Source organism: Gelidimonas diazotrophica (assembly GCF_055694025.1).
Map to the genome: position 1 here is coordinate 2,371,118 of NZ_CM146349.1, position 16,022 is coordinate 2,387,139.

Consider the following 16,022-nt stretch of genomic DNA (forward strand, 5'->3'; position numbering starts at 1 on the left):
GTGTGTTGCCCCGGATATCCAGAAGACTAGTTGAGGCAACATGCTACTGTCGAACGAGAAAATGCGGAAGCCAGCTGCAACCCTGATGCTTGAATTTTATAATGTGGCAGACGCAAAAAATTTCACCCACACCTATTCACCTACACTATCAAAGGTCCTTATCCTATGAACTCGCATATCATGGCCGCACTGGCCATCGCTGCTAGCTCGCTTATTCTGACTGCCTGCGGACAGACCAACCTTCCCGTCGTAGACAGCAATGCTCAGCCAACACCCGCCGCCCCACAAGACAGCAATGCTCAGCCAACACCCGCCGCCCCACATGCAACTGTGCCTGCAGCAGTTGCAGCACCACTCCCAAAATCGGATCAACTGGTAATTCAGGGTTTTGCCTCCCATGTTCCTTCCATCTGGACGCCATCGGAACCGAGCAGCACCATGCGTGTTGCCCAGTTTGACTTGCCTCCCGCCGTAGGATCTGACGCTGGCGAAGTTGCCGCCTATTTTTTTCCGAACGGTCAAGGCGGCAGCCATGAGGCGAACATTGAGCGCTGGACTTCGCAGTTTGCCAGTGCAGACGGCAAGCCTGTGGCACCAAAAATAAGTACAGGGAAAAGTGGCGACACTGAGGTCACCCTAGTGGAATTACATGGAGCCTATGCGCGAGACACTGGAATGGGACCGACAGGCGATGCCAAGCCGGATCAAACTCTCCTGATTGCAATGGTGGAGACATCTATCGGCCGGATCACCTTGCAGATGTACGGCCCGAGTAAAACCGTATCTGCGCAACGCGACAATTTCTTCAAGCTCGCAAAGGGTTTCCGTCCAGCTTAATCTGTACCACCCGCACCTGTCCCGCCGCAGGTGGGACAGGAAAAGCAGTTCCGTCGCATTCACCAACGCAAAGTAAGTTCTGGATGAGCGATTTCGGTGGCCTTTGAGGATCATGTACCCGAGTTCATTGCCAGCGAGGATGTTTTTTGCTGAATGATAGAGTTTAAAACCAAGCATCAGTTGGTCACGCGTTTGGAAATTTTCGGTTTCGGGTGCGCGGCATCATTTCGCTCAATGCTCAGTGCAAGCCAAGGGCAATAGACGAAGTGCTTGAAGTAACCAAGCAATCAAAAACTGATTCCGTTTCTAAATCAACCGTGCACTTTGTCTGCTTCACTTGCCGTACATGTGAACTAGCTGCGCTTCGCCTTCGCGTTCACGATTGATTTAGAAGCGGAATGACTACCACCAGGACTTGATATCCCCATGGGGAACGCTGTGACAGCGCTCACAAGAGAAAAAAGTGATGAAAGACACCCTGTCATGGCACACCCCGCAATACTGTCCCTGGAATATTTTGTTCATGCTGATCGGATTGGCGCCGGTTTTGGAAACGAAAATTTTGTCGTGACAGTTTGAACACGCCAGCCACTGGGTGTGCGAATTATGCGGAAACTTGACATATGGCATGTCCTTGGTATTTTTCATGATGACATCCAGATCAAGAACTTTCATCGGTTTTACACTGGACAAGTCAGCACGCGGATTAATGGCACCGCTACGCAGGGCTTTCATCCAATCAACGTTACCCTTATTGTCCAGCGGGAAACCCGCCAGCGCCTCGTTGGCCTTTTGCAACTTATAATAATCCGGATTGTTGACATCGTAAAACTTGTTCTGGTCAAGTTGCTCCTCGGTCGAGCGCGTCTTCGGCAGTCGTTCCACTTTTTGCTGAACCCCCACCGCCAAGGCAGAAGAAACCAGTCCGATGTTGACCGGCAACGCTAAAGAAAAAACCGTATACAACAAGACGATAAATGGACGTAAAAATGGACGTAAATTATGCATAATCGAACACATCAGGCAAGAAAACAGAGAGAACTTATTTTAAGGCTTCAGCAGCAGCATCTGTGGATCAATTGTGGCGTGGAGAATTTGCGATGTACATGATATAAAGGATTCGCTACAAATTGGCTATCCAATCAGGCCGGTACAATATTGCTAGTGTATCCCGGTCGAACCTGGCACTCTGGACGCAAGCATATGGACAAATGGTGCGGCCTATGTACTCATGCATCCAGCCCGCCGTATGTTAGAAAGCCATAGAATGAAATCCAGAGCAATTACCATAGCCCCATAGTCACTGTCGCGAATTCATGCAAAGTACTTGGATCGGCGTGAAATAGCCGACCAGAGTAAACCCGGCCCAAAACGCGGCCACCGCCCACACGCCGAGCTTCTCCACTTTTTTAATTTTTCGCACCGACCCGGACTCTTTATCGAGCTGCATCCGTGCGCTGCGGCCACCTTCGATCTTGCGTTCGATCCCCATAAAAATTTCCGCGCCACCAGATCGAACAACACCATCTGACGGCCGCTCCAGTTCAGCCACGGCAAGCCAAAGAAGACCAACGGGGTCATCCACACGCAGGCCCGACACCAGTTGGTGTAGCAACCTGCCGGTTCGCGCACATGGATTTTTTCACGTGTTGCGACCATCTTCACGACAGAACTCCGCTGCACGGAATCGGCCATCCTGCAGGTTCGTGAGTGCTGCCGCGATCGCGTCTCTGTCCTCTTGCAGCGTAGGCAACTGTGCGGGCAAATCCCGAATACGGTCTCGTACCTTGACCAGACGCGAGGACTCGAACTCGCGCCAAGCCAACGCTTGCTCGAGCACAGCGTGATGAAACGAGATCGGGTCCTGCCCGGAAAAATTAAGCTGGCTGGATGCTGTCATCAACCGCCCGAGATTGCGCAAAATACCGTCGACATAAAACGCCCAGATCCGGTCCGCAATTATCAAGGCCAGCACATTCACCAGCAGCATGCCGCCCAGCACGCGCATCCCTTCGCTGATTAACAGCGACAACATATTAATGCTGCCCGAGAAATGGATGCGATACATATTCTCGTCGACGATCTCACCCAGCGTTTTGTACAAGGCCCAGATTGCGATCGCGACCGCCCCGGTTTCCATGATGACCAGTGCCACCAATAGCGACTTCTGGAGTACGTGGTCGACCAGGCGGATACGACGACGGTTTTGTTGATGCGCGAAATTCATAGGTCGTGGCATTCGTAACATAGTGCAGACTGCGCATTGGTGACAACGAGCTTGCCGTGCTCCTTCCGGTACCCGGAATGACAGGAAACGCAGCTGACCTTGCCACCCGGCAGCAGAAGTTTGCGCTCCACGGTACTGCGCGAACGATAGCCGCCAAAAGAAAACGCATTCTGATAATTCATGCCGATCGGATGATTGGCCGATTGGCTCGCGTGACGCACAACGCCGTTGCGGTCGATGCTGGTGGCAAGCCTTGGCGTCGCGCTTTGGCCGTGACACTCCATGCACATGTTCGAATAGACATCAAGCGTCGGCGCGCTGCTGTCGATACCTTTATTAACCAGGTGTCCCGCCATGAGCGATGCGCCGCCATCGCGCATTTTATTGAAAAAATCAGCCTCATGGCACGCAAAGCAAAGTTGTTTGCCCTGCTTGGCGCCACGCATGAGACCTGGGCTGCTGCTATGGACATCGTGACAGGTGCTGCAGGTCAGATCGCCCTTCCAGTCAAGCGGATACATTGTGGGCGGTGTGGTTTTCGGTTGAAAGCCGCTTGGATGACTGACCTGGATGGCGGCCGGATGACACTTTCCGCACAGCATTTCTTGACTGGAGGTCAGCATGCTTGCCTGCTGCACAGTGACGTCCTTGCCCGCCAGATGGCACAATGCGCAGTTCGTTTTTCCCATATGCGAATTGGTGCCGGCGGCAAACATCGCATACAGCGTGCCCCCTGCCGCTAACGCGGCGAGTACCGAGAATAGGGCGAGCAGCTTAAACGCGCGCTTTTTCATCAAGCACCTTCAAGCGTGCTATCGCGTCAGCGTACTGTGCGGCATTGCCCGCCCCCAGCGCGGACAATGCTTCATTGGCTGCAATTTTCATTTCAGCATAATGCTGGCGCAAAGCGGTAACTGCCTGCTTGATGTCGGCTGCCTGCTTCGGCAGCGCATCGCCTTTGCGAGGTTCGATCAGTTCGATGGAGTCGCTCGCGCTGGCCAGTTTCAGGTTTTGCGAAAACCGATGGAGCGGTCCGGCCACGCGAAAACTGCTGTACAAGACGATCAACCAGGTGATGAATCCCGTGATGGCGACCAGTAGCAGGCCGGCAACCAGCATCGCCGCGCCCAGATGCGCACGGGTAAGACTGTGCGAATGAATGATGGCGCCGTACGATTCGCCGGTGTCACCAGTGATGAGCGTCAGCAGCGCCAGAAGTACCAGCACGGCCAGTATCCCCACCGCCAGGCTGATTTTTGTCACCAGCTTGAGATGAAAGAAAATCATCGGATCATGGGCCAAGGTCGACTCCTTCAGTAAACGACTGCTTTGCTTTACAGCGCCATCTATTCGCTATGCGGTTCGCCGGCGCAACGGTTTGCACCTGTAAGAAATATCCCTCAACCATTCATCGATAGAACATGCGATTGAGATTCCTTCCTGTGGTTCGGGATGACCAGATCGCGGTCATCACTACCTCATTCAAAATTGCCGTCATTCCCGCCACTGCGGGAATGACGGCCAATTGAATAATGGAGAGCGAAATGAACCACCCGCTCTGCAAATACTAAAATCCTCAGTAATGTGTATCTATTTGTTCGCCTTTAAATGGGCAACTCCGCCAAAACTGCCTATCCACTGGTCACCACCAGCACCGGTCGCCATCGAAAACACATTGTTTGAATACAGACCCTGTTCGGTCGTCATGACGACGAACTTGCCGTCTTCGCGACGCGCGAGGCCATTGTTGGTGCCGATCCACATTTTTCCCTCGGCATCCTTATGCAGCATGAATACGTGGTTCCCAGGCAAGCCATCAGTAACCGTGTAGTTACGCCAGGTTTTGCCATCGAAACGAGCCAGGCCGCCACCCCAAGTGCCACACCACACGATGCCGTCGTCGTCCACCAGCAACGAAACGATGTAATTCGGGTTGTACGCAACATTGACGTCTTGCAGCCCCATTTCCTCTTTTTGCTTCGCGTGATGCACGGAAGACTTTGCCGGATCATTGTTGAACTTGATGTCGTCCTTAACCTTTTCAAACGGCGCACCCTGACCGTTCGAATGATTCCAATGATCCCACTTGCCGTCCTTGTAACGCGCCAGGCCGCCTTCGGTCGCTAGCCACATTTCACCGTTTTTGCCTTCGGCCAAACCATATACCCAGTCGTTGGGCAATCCGCCCTTGGTGTTTTCAACAGTGAACAAATCCCATTTCGAACGATCCTTGAGCGCGCCGCCGCGTATCCTGTTGGCACCCGACCAGGTCGCAACCCAGACGTCGCCATTGGATGCCTTCAGCGCGCCATAGACAAACGCGTCGCCCAGGCCGTCGGGGATATTGTAATTTTCCCATTTGTCCTTGGTTGGATCGTACAAAGACATGCCGCCGCCATAGGTGCCAACCAATATCTTGCCGTCCAGTTTGCTGATGTGGAATATGCCGTTCGACAGCAAGCCGTTGCGGGCGTCGAACAAGCGATACTCGTCGGTGGTGGTGTCATATCGAATCACGCCGCCCGAGGTGCCGACCCACAGCAATTTACCGTCGAGCAGCATCGATTTGACGTTGCGATTCCCGACACGGAAGTGAGCAAACTTGGCGTTTGGGTCAAGTTGCACTTTGCCTTGCTGCTGCGGCCCGCTTGGCTCGCTCATGGCCGGATGATTCGGCGACATCTGCGCGCTCGGCGTTAACTTCCCGGCAACCGGTAACCGCTGCGCGGCGACCTGCGAGGTGGACGCCTGTTTCTGACCGACATAATAAGCGACGCCAATCAGGCCTGCCACGCCCACCAAACTTGCCGCGATGATCCCGATCGATTTCTTATTCAATTGCACCATGACTTTTCCTATTTTCCTTTTGATTGACTCAGGTGCGCGACGCCGCGCTTGGTTCCGGCCCAGATGTCCCCGTTCGGGGCCACCGCGAGCGCATACACATTGTTATCGAGCAATCCGGTCCGTTTGTCGATGCTGCGCCAGGTCTTGCCGTCGTAGCGCGTAAGTCCATTGCTGGTGCCGAACCAAAAGACGCCCTTGGCATCCTGCACCATGCTGTACACGATATCGCCGGCCAAGCCGTCCTTGACCGTGAAGTTGGTCCATTTCTTGCCGTCGAAGCGACTTACCCCGCCGCCCCAGGTACCGGCCCAGATCGATTGATCCGCTGCGACCAGAATCGAGAACACATAATTCGGGTTGTAAGTAGGCGAACCGTCTGCCGATAGCAGTCCCAAGTCGTGGCGTGAGCGCGTGCCCAGCCCGGTATTAGGACTAGCCAGCAATTTATTTGGATTATCTGCTCCCAGTCCATCCTTGTGGGTCCATGAGCGCCATGCCTTGCCATCAAACATAGATACGCCACCCTCGGTGCCAAACCAGACCTGGTCGCGCGCATCGACGCCGAGGCCATACACCCATTCGTTGATCAATTCCTTGACGTAGGTGCGAAATTTCAGGGTTTTCATGTCGACCACATTGACACCGGCCCAAGTGCCGATCCATAAATTGCCATTTTTCTGATTCGCGAACGAGTACACCCAGTAATCGGCCAAACCGTGCATCGGGAAGTAGGTTTTCCATTTGCCATCGCGATAGCGCGATACGCCGCCGGCGTTGGTGCCGAACCACTTGTAGCCTTTCTGATCGATGCCGATGGCGAACACGTATTCATTAGCCAGTCCGCTTTCACGGGTAAAGGTGCGGCGCAGTTTGCCGGACGCCACATCGATTTCATGCACGCCTTTCGATGTCCCTATCCACAGCGCACCGGTTTTTTGCTCGACCGCCAAGGCACGCACGTAGACGTCCTCGCCCACGTTGAAGGTTTCAATGACCTTGGGCGCAAGTGCGCCGTCCGTCGCTTTTCCCTGCGCATGAGCAACGCTGACGAAAATCACCATCGATGCGCTCAACAACAACAATTTTAACGAACGCATCAATGCAAAGTCCTCAAATAGGCAATCACATCCATAATGTCGCGGTCAGCCAATATGCCCTGAAACGCAGGCATCGCATTCTTGCCTGACCGGATGGCCGCGAGCAAGGTGAAATCGGGCCGCAACAAGCCATCGCCGCGATCAAAACTGGGCGCACCGGGCATCACGCTACGTCCGGTTTGACCATGACAGATGGCGCAGTTGGCCGCATACAGCTGGCGTCCCTTGTTGGTGTCTGCGCCCTGCGACGCACCACACGCCAACAGCAGAATCCATCCCGCCAGTGTCGTCTTCAAAATATTCGTTGTTATCTTCATTTGGCATCCACTTTTTTTGCATTTTCCTGGTCTTTCACGGACGTGCTTTTGTACCCGGGAGACAGCGCGATCAACTTGGATTCCCATGCATCGGCTTGCACGTTATCGATGGAGAGACCCAGGCCGCCAGTCCGATATACATTCATCATCAATACCAAGGCATTTAGATAGTTTTTTTCCGCTGCCCGCAAAATATAGGAGCGCGCTTGCTCGAAATCCTTTTGGACGCCTTCGCCTTTGGCATACATCTGTCCCAGACCATACTCACCCGCGGCATTGCCCTGGGCTGCCGCTTTGCGGTACCAACCAACTGCTTGTTCATCCTCCTCAGCTTTATCCAGGATGTAGCCGAGCTGCACCTGCGCCGGCGCATAACCTTGTTGCGCCGCCTTTGTCCATAACGCCAGCGACGCGACCAAATCGCCGCGCGCAAATTCCTTTTCCGCCAGTTCGGTATCCTGTTCAGGGCCCGCCACTGCACAAGGCGTGATGAGACCCCACAACAGCGCGCCCATACCCAGGCATGTCAGGCCGCTTCCAAGCATCGTTTGATTTTTCATGTGCCTTCTTATCTCACTGTTGTATCCGGCCGAAATCAGGCCAAACGTGGTTCGTGGCGGAGACTCGTGCCATCCTGCAGCAGCCCAAGCGATTCAAACTCTTCCAGTTTCCGATAAAGACTTGACAAGCCTATCCCCAGTTTTTGCGCCGCTACGCGGCGATCGCCATCGGCGTCATTGGTTGCCTTGCAAATAAGCGCACTCTCGAACCGCCTGACCTGATCGCGCAGACTATCGCCGGAATCCTGGATCGCTAATTCTGGCATCCCCGCGCGCGCGCCCTTAATGATCTGCGGCGGCAGATCGGCACAAGTGACATGCCCTTCTTCCGCAAGAATCAAAGCACGGTCGATGACGTTCTCCATTTCCCGCACATTCCCCGGCCACGCGTATGCGGCCAGAATTTCTTCTACTTCCGGATCGATCGAGATCGCCCCCATCACGTTCATGCGTTTCTTTCCACGCTGAAGCAAGAATCGCACCAATTTCGGAATATCCCCTCGCCGCTCACGCAATGGCGGCGAGTGGATATGAAAGACACTCAGTCGAAAATACAAGTCTTCGCGGAACTTCCCTTCAGCGACCATTTGTGCCAAGTCGCGATTGGTGGCTGCCACAATCCGCACATCAGCACGGCGCGCCTGCTCGCTTCCAACCGCCCGGATTGATTTATCTTCAATCACGTGCAACAGCTTGACCTGCAGCAGCAAAGGCAACTCGCCAATTTCATCGAGAAAAATTGTTCCCTTGTCCGCTTCCAGAAAGAGGCCTTTCCTGGCCTTGTCGGCACCGGTAAATGCGCCCTTGGTATGACCGAACAATTCGCTTTCCATCAGATTTTCTGGTAGAGCGCCGCAGTTCACCGGGATGAAAGGCGCATTGGCGCGCGGGCTTTGCTGATGAATTCGGCGCGCGAGGACACCTTTTCCTGTGCCACTTTCTCCGGTAACGAGAACCGTACTGTCGGTAGGCGACACTTTGGCGATCAGGTGATCCAGATCGCGCATCGCGGGCGACATGAATGTAAACTGGTCTTCCTTGTTGCCTTGCACCAGACTGCGCAGCACGCGATTCTCGGCGCGCAAGCCACGCATGTCGTCGATTTTCACGAGACGGTGCAACACCTCTTCGTTGCGTACCGGTTTGATCATGTAATCGGATGCGCCGGCCTGGATCGCTTCGATCGCGGTGTCCACCGATGCGAACGCGGTCATCATGATGAAATTGGTATCGAGTCCGGAAGCGCGAACTCGCCGCACCAATTCGATTCCGCTGATATCAGGCATCTTGATATCGCAAATCGCAACATCAATATCGCCTTTGGACAGGCGTTCGAATGCCTCCAGGCCATTCGGCGCCTGAAAAACGTTATAGCCCGTCTTGAGTAAATACGCCGTCAATATTTGACGGATTGCAGGCTCGTCATCAATCACCAACACGTCCAGAGATTTCATAGGGAATTCGCTTCGTTATAGGCTGTATCGTTCGTGGGGAAAAAGACCTGCACGCGCGTGCCCATGCCAGGGGTGGAATCGATTTCAATGGTGCCGCCGTGCTTCTTGATGATCGCATAACACAGGGACAGGCCGAGACCGGTGCCTTTACCGGCCGGCTTAGTCGTGAAAAATGCCTCGAATACCCGACTCAGAGTTTCGGAATCGATGCCGTGACCATTGTCCTCGATGACCACACAGGCACGTTCAGTGTCCATGCGTGTGCTGATCACGATGATTGGCGCACGGTCCTGCACACCTTCCAATGCATCCATGGCATTGATCAACAGATTCATGATGAGCTGCGTCAGTTGGTCAGCGACGCCGTAAATCGCCGGCAACTGGGAATCCAGATCGAGCCGCAACGTGACGCGCTGCATGCGTTTATCGTAGCGGATCAAACTGCTGGTACTGCGTAGTTGCGCATTTAAGTCGAGTAATTGCGGTTCGACGGCGCGCGGTGACGCGAACTCTGAAATTTCGCGCGTGATCGCGGCTAATCGTTGCGTCTGCGCATAAATCAGTTCCGGCCGGCAGTCGTGACAATTTACTGCTGTACAAGCGCTTCCGTTGGCTGCCCGACGTTCGACCATTTCTTGCGCGATGCCGGCAATAGCGGCAATCGGATTGCCGATTTCATGTGAGACGCCTGCAGCCAATGCGCCGATAGCCGCCATCTTTTCCTGATGAAAATACTTTTGACGTTCAAGCATCAATTCTTTTTCGCGCCGATCCAGCGTGTCCGCCATATTGTTAACGGCTTTCATCAACTGGCCGACTTCATCATCACGTGTGATCGCAATCGGTTGGCCACGAAACCCCTGCACGATTTCCAGCGCCCTGTTTTGCAGAATACGCAAATCGTCTGTCAAGCGCCGGAAAAACAAACCTATGATTGCACCCAGCAGACCCAGCCCCAGCATCCCGAGCAAAAGGGTCGTCATGGCCACTGAGTCAGTCTGCGTGCGGTAACGTTCAGACAAAGATTTGCGGCTCTCTTGCACTTGCTCCGTGAACAATGCGAGATCCTTCTTGGCCTTGATCAGTTCAACAATCAGCCGGTTCAAATTGGCCTTGGACGAATCCTTGATAGCATCTTCCCAAGCCTCATTCAAATCAGTCACGTTCAGGGAAACGTTGGGCAATCGTGCGGTCAACTCTGCATGTTGACGCAACAACAATTGATGATGCATCTGGATACGCTGCATCCCCGCTGCATGGTCGGACGCATCGATATTGGCGAATATCGCCATGACCGCATGGAAGGTCGAAACGTCCGTCTGCTTCAACATCGTCTCAGTTTCAAGCGTCCCCTGTATTTCTTCGAAATCGTGCAACAACAGACTTTTTTGATGAAATATAAAAAGGCCGATAACGACCGAATAGACCATCAGCGCGGCAAACACGATCAATCCCTTGGTCCGGATGGAGAGGACCCAACGATGTCCGTTCGAAGCGGGAGACACGGGTGACGTTGACGCAGCAGAAGTCAGCGCAGGATCGGGCGTCCCCGGTGTTTCGGTGGTATTGGTGATCGTCAGTAGGGCTGTGATTCGGGCGTATACGCGAGAAATAAGCTTGATGAACTTGCTATCTAAAGTCATATGCCAGACATGACATCGTTATTTGCGGACATTTGTGCTCCCACCGTTTGCACTGTGCTGCGCCGGATAGAGTCCTTCCAGCATACTGACCATGTCAGGGCTGCTCCAATCCTGCAGTCCCGTCATGCGCCGTACCAAGGTACGGTCGGGTGCAATCACAAATGTCTCCGGATAAACCTGCAATCCCAATTGACGCGACATCTTTCCGTTCAGATCAAGATAATTAGTAAATGTAATGCCATTCTGTCCAAGAAATTCAGATGCCAGCAAAGCATCGTCGTCGGTGGATAAACCGATCACCGCGAAACGTTGCGGGTCAAGTGTCTTGCTCAAATGATTCAGGCTGGGCATTTCGCGACGACACGGAGGGCACCATGTCGCCCAGATATTCAGTACCAGCATTTTTCCTTGCAAGGATGGCGCGGCATCGTTTTTATTAAAAATAAAGTCAAGCATGAAAGATGGAAATGCCTGCCCTTCCACCAATTGCGGCACTACCGGCGCTGTGGGCTTGTCGCAGGCGGCAATGGACACCAACATGAGACAAATTGCAGCCGCGCGCCGCCACGCCATCGGCCGCAGTGGCTGGAATGAAGCGCTGTGTTTTAAATGTATAAAATCCATCCATATCAATCAAAAAAACGCGGGATATTTCCGCTAAATTGCATTATTTACTTGGGTAATAATTCGCTAAAATCGCACTCGATTCGGCTTCTGCTTCAAATACTCAGCTACCCATAGGAATGCAACACGGAGAAGAACAGATTAACGCCCAGAAAGCAGAACACGGCAAGGATGAACCCGATGATGGTCCACCATGCCATCCGGGCGCCGCGCCATTTTTTCGCATAATGCAGATAAAAATAGCTGGCATACACCACCCACACAATCAGCGCCCAGGTTTCTTTCGGGTCCCATCCCCAATATCGTCCCCATGCCTTATTGGCTGACAGGATACCAAGCATCGTCGCGAAAGAAAACATCGGAAATCCAAGAGAAATTGCCTGATGCATCAAGCGATCAATCATCGCCAAATCCGGCAGGGCACGCAGGGCAAACCCTGATGCGAGACGATGGCGTTCCGCATCGTGCCGCAGCAAATACATTACGCCCATCGCTGCCGCCACGGCAAACGCGCCATAGCCCATAAAATTGGCCAGCACATGGGCATGGATCAAGTCGCTTCGAAGTATTGGAAAGAGGTCCTCGGAAGTGACGTGGTCGTTATATACAAGCCAGGCTTCGAACAGCACAGCGGCCGCCACGATCGGCATCACAAAAGCGCCGGCCGAGCGCGTGCGATAGACCCTTTCCATCACAAGGTAAATCACTACGGTGATGGCACTAAACAGCGACATTACTTCGTACAGACTGGTAAGAGGCATTTGCCCGGTGCGATGAAAGAAATAGGTTTCTGCAGCGCGTGCCACCAATCCCACCACCAGGCCCAGCGCACCAACAACCGACAGACCGGTTGCCCACAGTCCCACGGCGCGAGTCGTGAACCAGAGATGCGCAACGTATAAAATGGTTGAGCCAATCAGCAGAAAATTCGCATAGCCGATCAATTTGTACGAAAACAACTGCTCAAGCGGCACCTCCACAGTCAGGCTTTTTGTCTCCAGGAACTCCATGACACCAATCAGCCCGAAGCCGATGATGAGAAAAGTAACCAAACACAGTACCGAAAGCACAACACGAGCCTGACCGCTACTGGGTAAATATCCTTGATTCATGACGCGATTTCCTCCTGGCAGCTGCTGATTGACTGGTGATTGAGGACTTGAACTTTATACATCCACAACCAATGCCGGCCATGCCTGCTGATCTCGACGAATCCACAGCATTTTTTCAGATGGGGCCGTGCCAATGCTTAATGCTTACGCGGTTGAATGACAATGACAACCGTTACCAGCATTCCACTAAGCAATTTCGGGTCCAGGCAAAATGCCGGCTCCTGATGGGTTCGGTTTCAAAGCATTAGCGCTGGTTTGTGCCTACCCTGCGAGGGGTCAATTGATTTAATTGATTTTTTTCTCGTGAATGGGATACGTAATGGCATTTTTCTCATTTCCGGGAAGCGTCAAAACCTGGCGATCTCCAGCATTCTCACTTTTGGCCTTCTTTAGCGCAGCTTCCCATTCCCATATTGCCGCATTTGCCTTGGGCAGATAAGCATTGCCCGCTTGGCTCAAGTGGACATAACTGCGCATGGCTCCCAGCGCACCCGGCAGATCGCGCAGACCTTCCAGGGCGACCGCCAATCCAAAATAAGCGTTGTGCTGATTTCGGTTCAAATCGATCGCTACGTTGAAGAAATCCCTGGCCACCGCGTAGCGCTGCACGCCTATCATCGCAAAGCCCAGGTTGACATGTACTTCCGGCATTTGCGGCGCCAACTCAAGGACCCGATGCAATTGACTCGCCGCCGCCTCAAACTGCTTTGCATTGAGCAATGCCACACCCTGAGCAAAACGGCGTTCGATTTCCTCCTTGCGTTTCTGTGCCGCGTGCCCGGTTCCCTCTTCGCGCAGATCCGAGCGTTTCGCTGTAACGGCGCCGCCGATCTCGGCCGGCCAATAAGCCAGCAGCAGGCCCAGCGCCACGGTCATCCCGAGAGTGAGCCCGAATGCAGGCCACCTGACATCACGCCGATCTGTGCCTGGCGCCGTTTGCCGCAGCCCGACGCGAAGGCTACGCAGGACATTCAGCACGAACAACGCGGCACTGCCGATGGCCAGTAATCCACCTAATCCTGCCAGGCCCATTGCAGCGAAATACGCCGGGTATTGCACGATGACGTCGACATGCAAGGTCTTGCGCGGCACGCCGAGCCAACCCGACCACGCCAACGCAAGCGCCAGAATCATCAGCCCCGAGCCATACAGCACCGGTTGCCAGTGCACCAGCCGCCCGTCATTGCTGGCGAACCCGAACGCCGGCAATAATCGGTACCCGAGCGCCATGTATGCCAGCGTCACCGCACCAACGGTACCGTGGTAATGCGCGGGCACCATGGTCGAGTCGCTCCGGATCATCGCGCCCAGCGCACATCCAAGCAGGAACAGCAGGATCGACAACAGCAACGCCGGCGCTTGCGGTGCCGTCCAGATGGTGCGCCCGGCTCGCTTCAACTGCAGCAGCAGGCAAAGCGCCAGCAGCGCGGCCGCCGGCCAGGCGCCCAAGGCCATCAGCAGTGTGAATGCATGGCGAAAATCCGGGCTACTGATCGGATAATTGAAATAGAGGACAGGCACCGCCAACAGCGGTGCGGCGGCCAGCAACAGCAACCCTGCCTGCCAGCGGCGCGGCGCGATCGCGTGTCCCAGCACGTGTTCACCCAGCACTGTCCAGGCACTCATCAACAGGATCACATGGACGAACTGCAGGATGTGGCCCGGTCCCCACGCCAGCACTTCGAACCCAGCCGCATCCGCCGGTAGCCCGACCAGCGCCAGCGACGCGATCAAAGCGGCGGCGGCGATCGCGGCAGCGGCGATCGACAACGCGGCGCCGATGCGCCAGACCTCGACCTGGCTCGCGCGCAATCTCCGGATCAACTCGGTGCCGGACGTGATGCCGCACAGGGTGACTCCGCAAAAAAACAAGGCCAGTCCGGCCAGAAACACCGGGTTATCGAGCACCGGTACGTAATTAGCCAGCACCGGGGCCGATACGCCGAAGAACAAGGCCGCCACCATGGCCGCCATCCCGACAGCGGCCAAGGTCAGTGCCGTCCAACGCCAACGTCCGGCGACAGCGCCGGCCGCCAGCGTCCATAATCCGGCAGCGCAACAGAGAAACCATACGATCACCGCCAGGCTGACGTGCAATACCAAGGCGCTGCGAAACCAAACGACGGAAGCGGTAAAAACCCCTGGCAGCGGCACCCGTGCTGCTATCAGCAATACCGCGCATGCGGTCGACAGTGCGAGTGCGGTCAGTGCCAGCAGCAACCATCCAGCCGCTAGTGCGCGCACCTCGTCCTTGTCGTTCAGCATGGTCTGCACTACACCGCTCCCTGATGCGGCGTAGTGGAGACGAAAGGAACTCCGAAAAAGGTCAGAAATGCCACTACGAACACCGCCAGCACCAGCAACGAACCGGCGCGCGGCGACAGCTTGTAGGTAAACCGGGCGTGCAACGAGAAAACCAGCACCAGCCATGTCAGGAAAGCCCAGGTTTCCAGCGGGTCCCAGGCCCAGTATCGGCCCCATGCATCCTGGGCCCAGATCGCGCCGGCGATCAGCATCAGTGTTTCAAAAATGAAGCCGATCGCCATGCATCGGAAAGCCAGTTCGCTCAGATTGGCGTCGGGCGGCAAACGCTCGAAACGGCTGGCGCCGAAAGCGGTGCGGCGCGTCAGGATCACGCCGGAAATCCCGACCGCGACCATCATCGCGCCGAAAAACACTTTCCCAAAGCCGATATGGATGAACAGCCAGATCGTGTGGTAGGTGGTCGGCATATGACCTTCAACCGGGCTGGTCATTAGCAGCCAGCCCATCACCATGAACAGGATCGGCATCACCACTGCGGCGCTGGGGCGGATCGGCGGCAAGCGCCAGTAAGCCAATGAAAAAATCAGCATGATGCTCCAGACATTGCTGGAAAGTATCTCGTACATCGTGATGTAAGGCCCGTGGCCGAGTCGCTCCCAGCGCAGCGCGATCGACAGCGTATGCAGCACCAAGCCCAGCAAAATCAACGCCAGCACGGTGCGCTCAGGACGGCGCCGCAGCGCAACCGCGATGATGCCGATGCTGCCAGCCGTCACATAGGCCAGCAATGCCACCCACAACATTCTCAACTCATCCATATCGCCTCATGTATTCCCAATGAGCGGCCACTCCAACTCCGCCCGAAAAACTGCCATATCTACAACCATTTAACAATCCAGCAGCCACAGCCTGTTCACATGGTAGCCGTGAGCAATCTGCCAATCGCGGCTGCGCCAAGCTGCGACATACATCCTGCTCCCAGCGCCATGCAGGGAGCCGGTATATTTTTAGTTTTATAGGGAGTATAATAGAAAATGCC

General features: G+C 54.7%; 17 protein-coding genes. 2 read left to right on the plus strand and 15 right to left on the minus strand.

Features of this window, described 5'->3' with window-relative positions:
- Window positions 1–165 precede the first annotated feature (165 nt).
- Window positions 166–837, plus strand: coding sequence for a hypothetical protein (locus KGFNPO_RS11000; protein ID WP_472631323.1), 672 nt, complete (start codon window positions 166–168; stop codon window positions 835–837).
- Window positions 838–1,239: 402 nt separating this feature from the next.
- Here KGFNPO_RS11000 and KGFNPO_RS11005 read toward each other — a convergent pair whose 3' ends face one another.
- From KGFNPO_RS11005 to KGFNPO_RS11060, 12 genes are all read right to left on the minus strand, one after another.
- Window positions 1,240–1,845, minus strand: coding sequence for a c(7)-type cytochrome triheme domain-containing protein (locus KGFNPO_RS11005; RefSeq protein ID WP_472631324.1), 606 nt, complete (start codon window positions 1,843–1,845; stop codon window positions 1,240–1,242).
- A gap of 292 nt (window positions 1,846–2,137) precedes the next feature.
- Window positions 2,138–2,389 carry a hypothetical protein gene (locus KGFNPO_RS11010; protein WP_472631325.1) on the minus strand — a complete coding sequence of 84 codons (252 nt, stop codon included), beginning with the start codon at window positions 2,387–2,389 and terminating at the stop codon, window positions 2,138–2,140.
- Window positions 2,390–2,479: 90 nt separating this feature from the next.
- Complete coding sequence (locus KGFNPO_RS11015; protein WP_472631326.1) at window positions 2,480–3,064, minus strand: hypothetical protein; 585 nt, start codon at window positions 3,062–3,064, stop codon at window positions 2,480–2,482.
- A complete protein-coding gene (locus KGFNPO_RS11020) occupies window positions 3,061–3,858 on the minus strand; it encodes a cytochrome c3 family protein (protein ID WP_472631327.1) in 798 nt (265 codons plus the stop codon). The genes KGFNPO_RS11015 and KGFNPO_RS11020 overlap by 4 nt, the downstream gene beginning before the upstream one ends.
- Window positions 3,839–4,366: a hypothetical protein gene (locus KGFNPO_RS11025; RefSeq protein WP_472631328.1), complete on the minus strand. Its 528-nt coding sequence runs from the start codon at window positions 4,364–4,366 to the stop codon at window positions 3,839–3,841. Before KGFNPO_RS11025 ends, KGFNPO_RS11020 begins: the two co-directional genes overlap by 20 nt.
- A 288-nt stretch (window positions 4,367–4,654) precedes the next feature.
- Window positions 4,655–5,911 (minus strand): ligand-binding sensor domain-containing protein, encoded by a 1,257-nt coding sequence (locus KGFNPO_RS11030; RefSeq protein ID WP_472631329.1) that lies wholly within the window; start codon window positions 5,909–5,911, stop codon window positions 4,655–4,657.
- An 8-nt stretch (window positions 5,912–5,919) separates the two neighbouring features.
- Window positions 5,920–7,008, minus strand: a complete 1,089-nt coding sequence (locus KGFNPO_RS11035; protein WP_472634455.1) for a ligand-binding sensor domain-containing protein — start codon at window positions 7,006–7,008, stop codon at window positions 5,920–5,922.
- Window positions 7,008–7,325 carry a c-type cytochrome gene (locus KGFNPO_RS11040; protein ID WP_472631330.1) on the minus strand — a complete coding sequence of 106 codons (318 nt, stop codon included), beginning with the start codon at window positions 7,323–7,325 and terminating at the stop codon, window positions 7,008–7,010. The genes KGFNPO_RS11035 and KGFNPO_RS11040 overlap by 1 nt, the downstream gene beginning before the upstream one ends.
- Window positions 7,322–7,885, minus strand: coding sequence for a tetratricopeptide repeat protein (locus KGFNPO_RS11045; RefSeq protein ID WP_472631331.1), 564 nt, complete (start codon window positions 7,883–7,885; stop codon window positions 7,322–7,324). The genes KGFNPO_RS11040 and KGFNPO_RS11045 overlap by 4 nt, the downstream gene beginning before the upstream one ends.
- Window positions 7,886–7,920: 35 nt before the next feature.
- Window positions 7,921–9,339 (minus strand): sigma-54-dependent transcriptional regulator, encoded by a 1,419-nt coding sequence (locus KGFNPO_RS11050; protein WP_472631332.1) that lies wholly within the window; start codon window positions 9,337–9,339, stop codon window positions 7,921–7,923.
- Window positions 9,336–10,982 carry a sensor histidine kinase gene (locus KGFNPO_RS11055; protein ID WP_472631333.1) on the minus strand — a complete coding sequence of 549 codons (1,647 nt, stop codon included), beginning with the start codon at window positions 10,980–10,982 and terminating at the stop codon, window positions 9,336–9,338. Before KGFNPO_RS11055 ends, KGFNPO_RS11050 begins: the two co-directional genes overlap by 4 nt.
- Window positions 10,983–11,000: 18 nt before the next feature.
- Window positions 11,001–11,438: a TlpA family protein disulfide reductase gene (locus KGFNPO_RS11060; RefSeq protein WP_472631334.1), complete on the minus strand. Its 438-nt coding sequence runs from the start codon at window positions 11,436–11,438 to the stop codon at window positions 11,001–11,003.
- Between KGFNPO_RS11060 and KGFNPO_RS11065 the strand changes: the two genes are divergently transcribed.
- The gene (locus KGFNPO_RS11065) at window positions 11,437–11,643 is read left to right on the plus strand and encodes a hypothetical protein (protein WP_472631335.1); all 207 of its coding nucleotides are present in this window, start codon (window positions 11,437–11,439) and stop codon (window positions 11,641–11,643) included. The genes KGFNPO_RS11060 and KGFNPO_RS11065 overlap by 2 nt on opposite strands.
- A gap of 70 nt (window positions 11,644–11,713) precedes the next feature.
- Here KGFNPO_RS11065 and ccsB read toward each other — a convergent pair whose 3' ends face one another.
- The 3 genes from ccsB to ccsA all read right to left on the minus strand — a co-directional run bounded on the left by ccsB (window position 11,714) and on the right by ccsA (window position 15,801).
- A complete protein-coding gene (gene ccsB / locus KGFNPO_RS11070) occupies window positions 11,714–12,718 on the minus strand; it encodes a c-type cytochrome biogenesis protein CcsB (RefSeq protein ID WP_472631336.1) in 1,005 nt (334 codons plus the stop codon).
- A gap of 285 nt (window positions 12,719–13,003) precedes the next feature.
- A complete protein-coding gene (locus KGFNPO_RS11075) occupies window positions 13,004–14,983 on the minus strand; it encodes a tetratricopeptide repeat protein (RefSeq protein WP_472634456.1) in 1,980 nt (659 codons plus the stop codon).
- A gap of 8 nt (window positions 14,984–14,991) precedes the next feature.
- Window positions 14,992–15,801, minus strand: a complete 810-nt coding sequence (gene ccsA, locus KGFNPO_RS11080; RefSeq protein WP_472631337.1) for a cytochrome c biogenesis protein CcsA — start codon at window positions 15,799–15,801, stop codon at window positions 14,992–14,994.
- Between the last annotated feature and the right edge of the window lie 221 nt (window positions 15,802–16,022).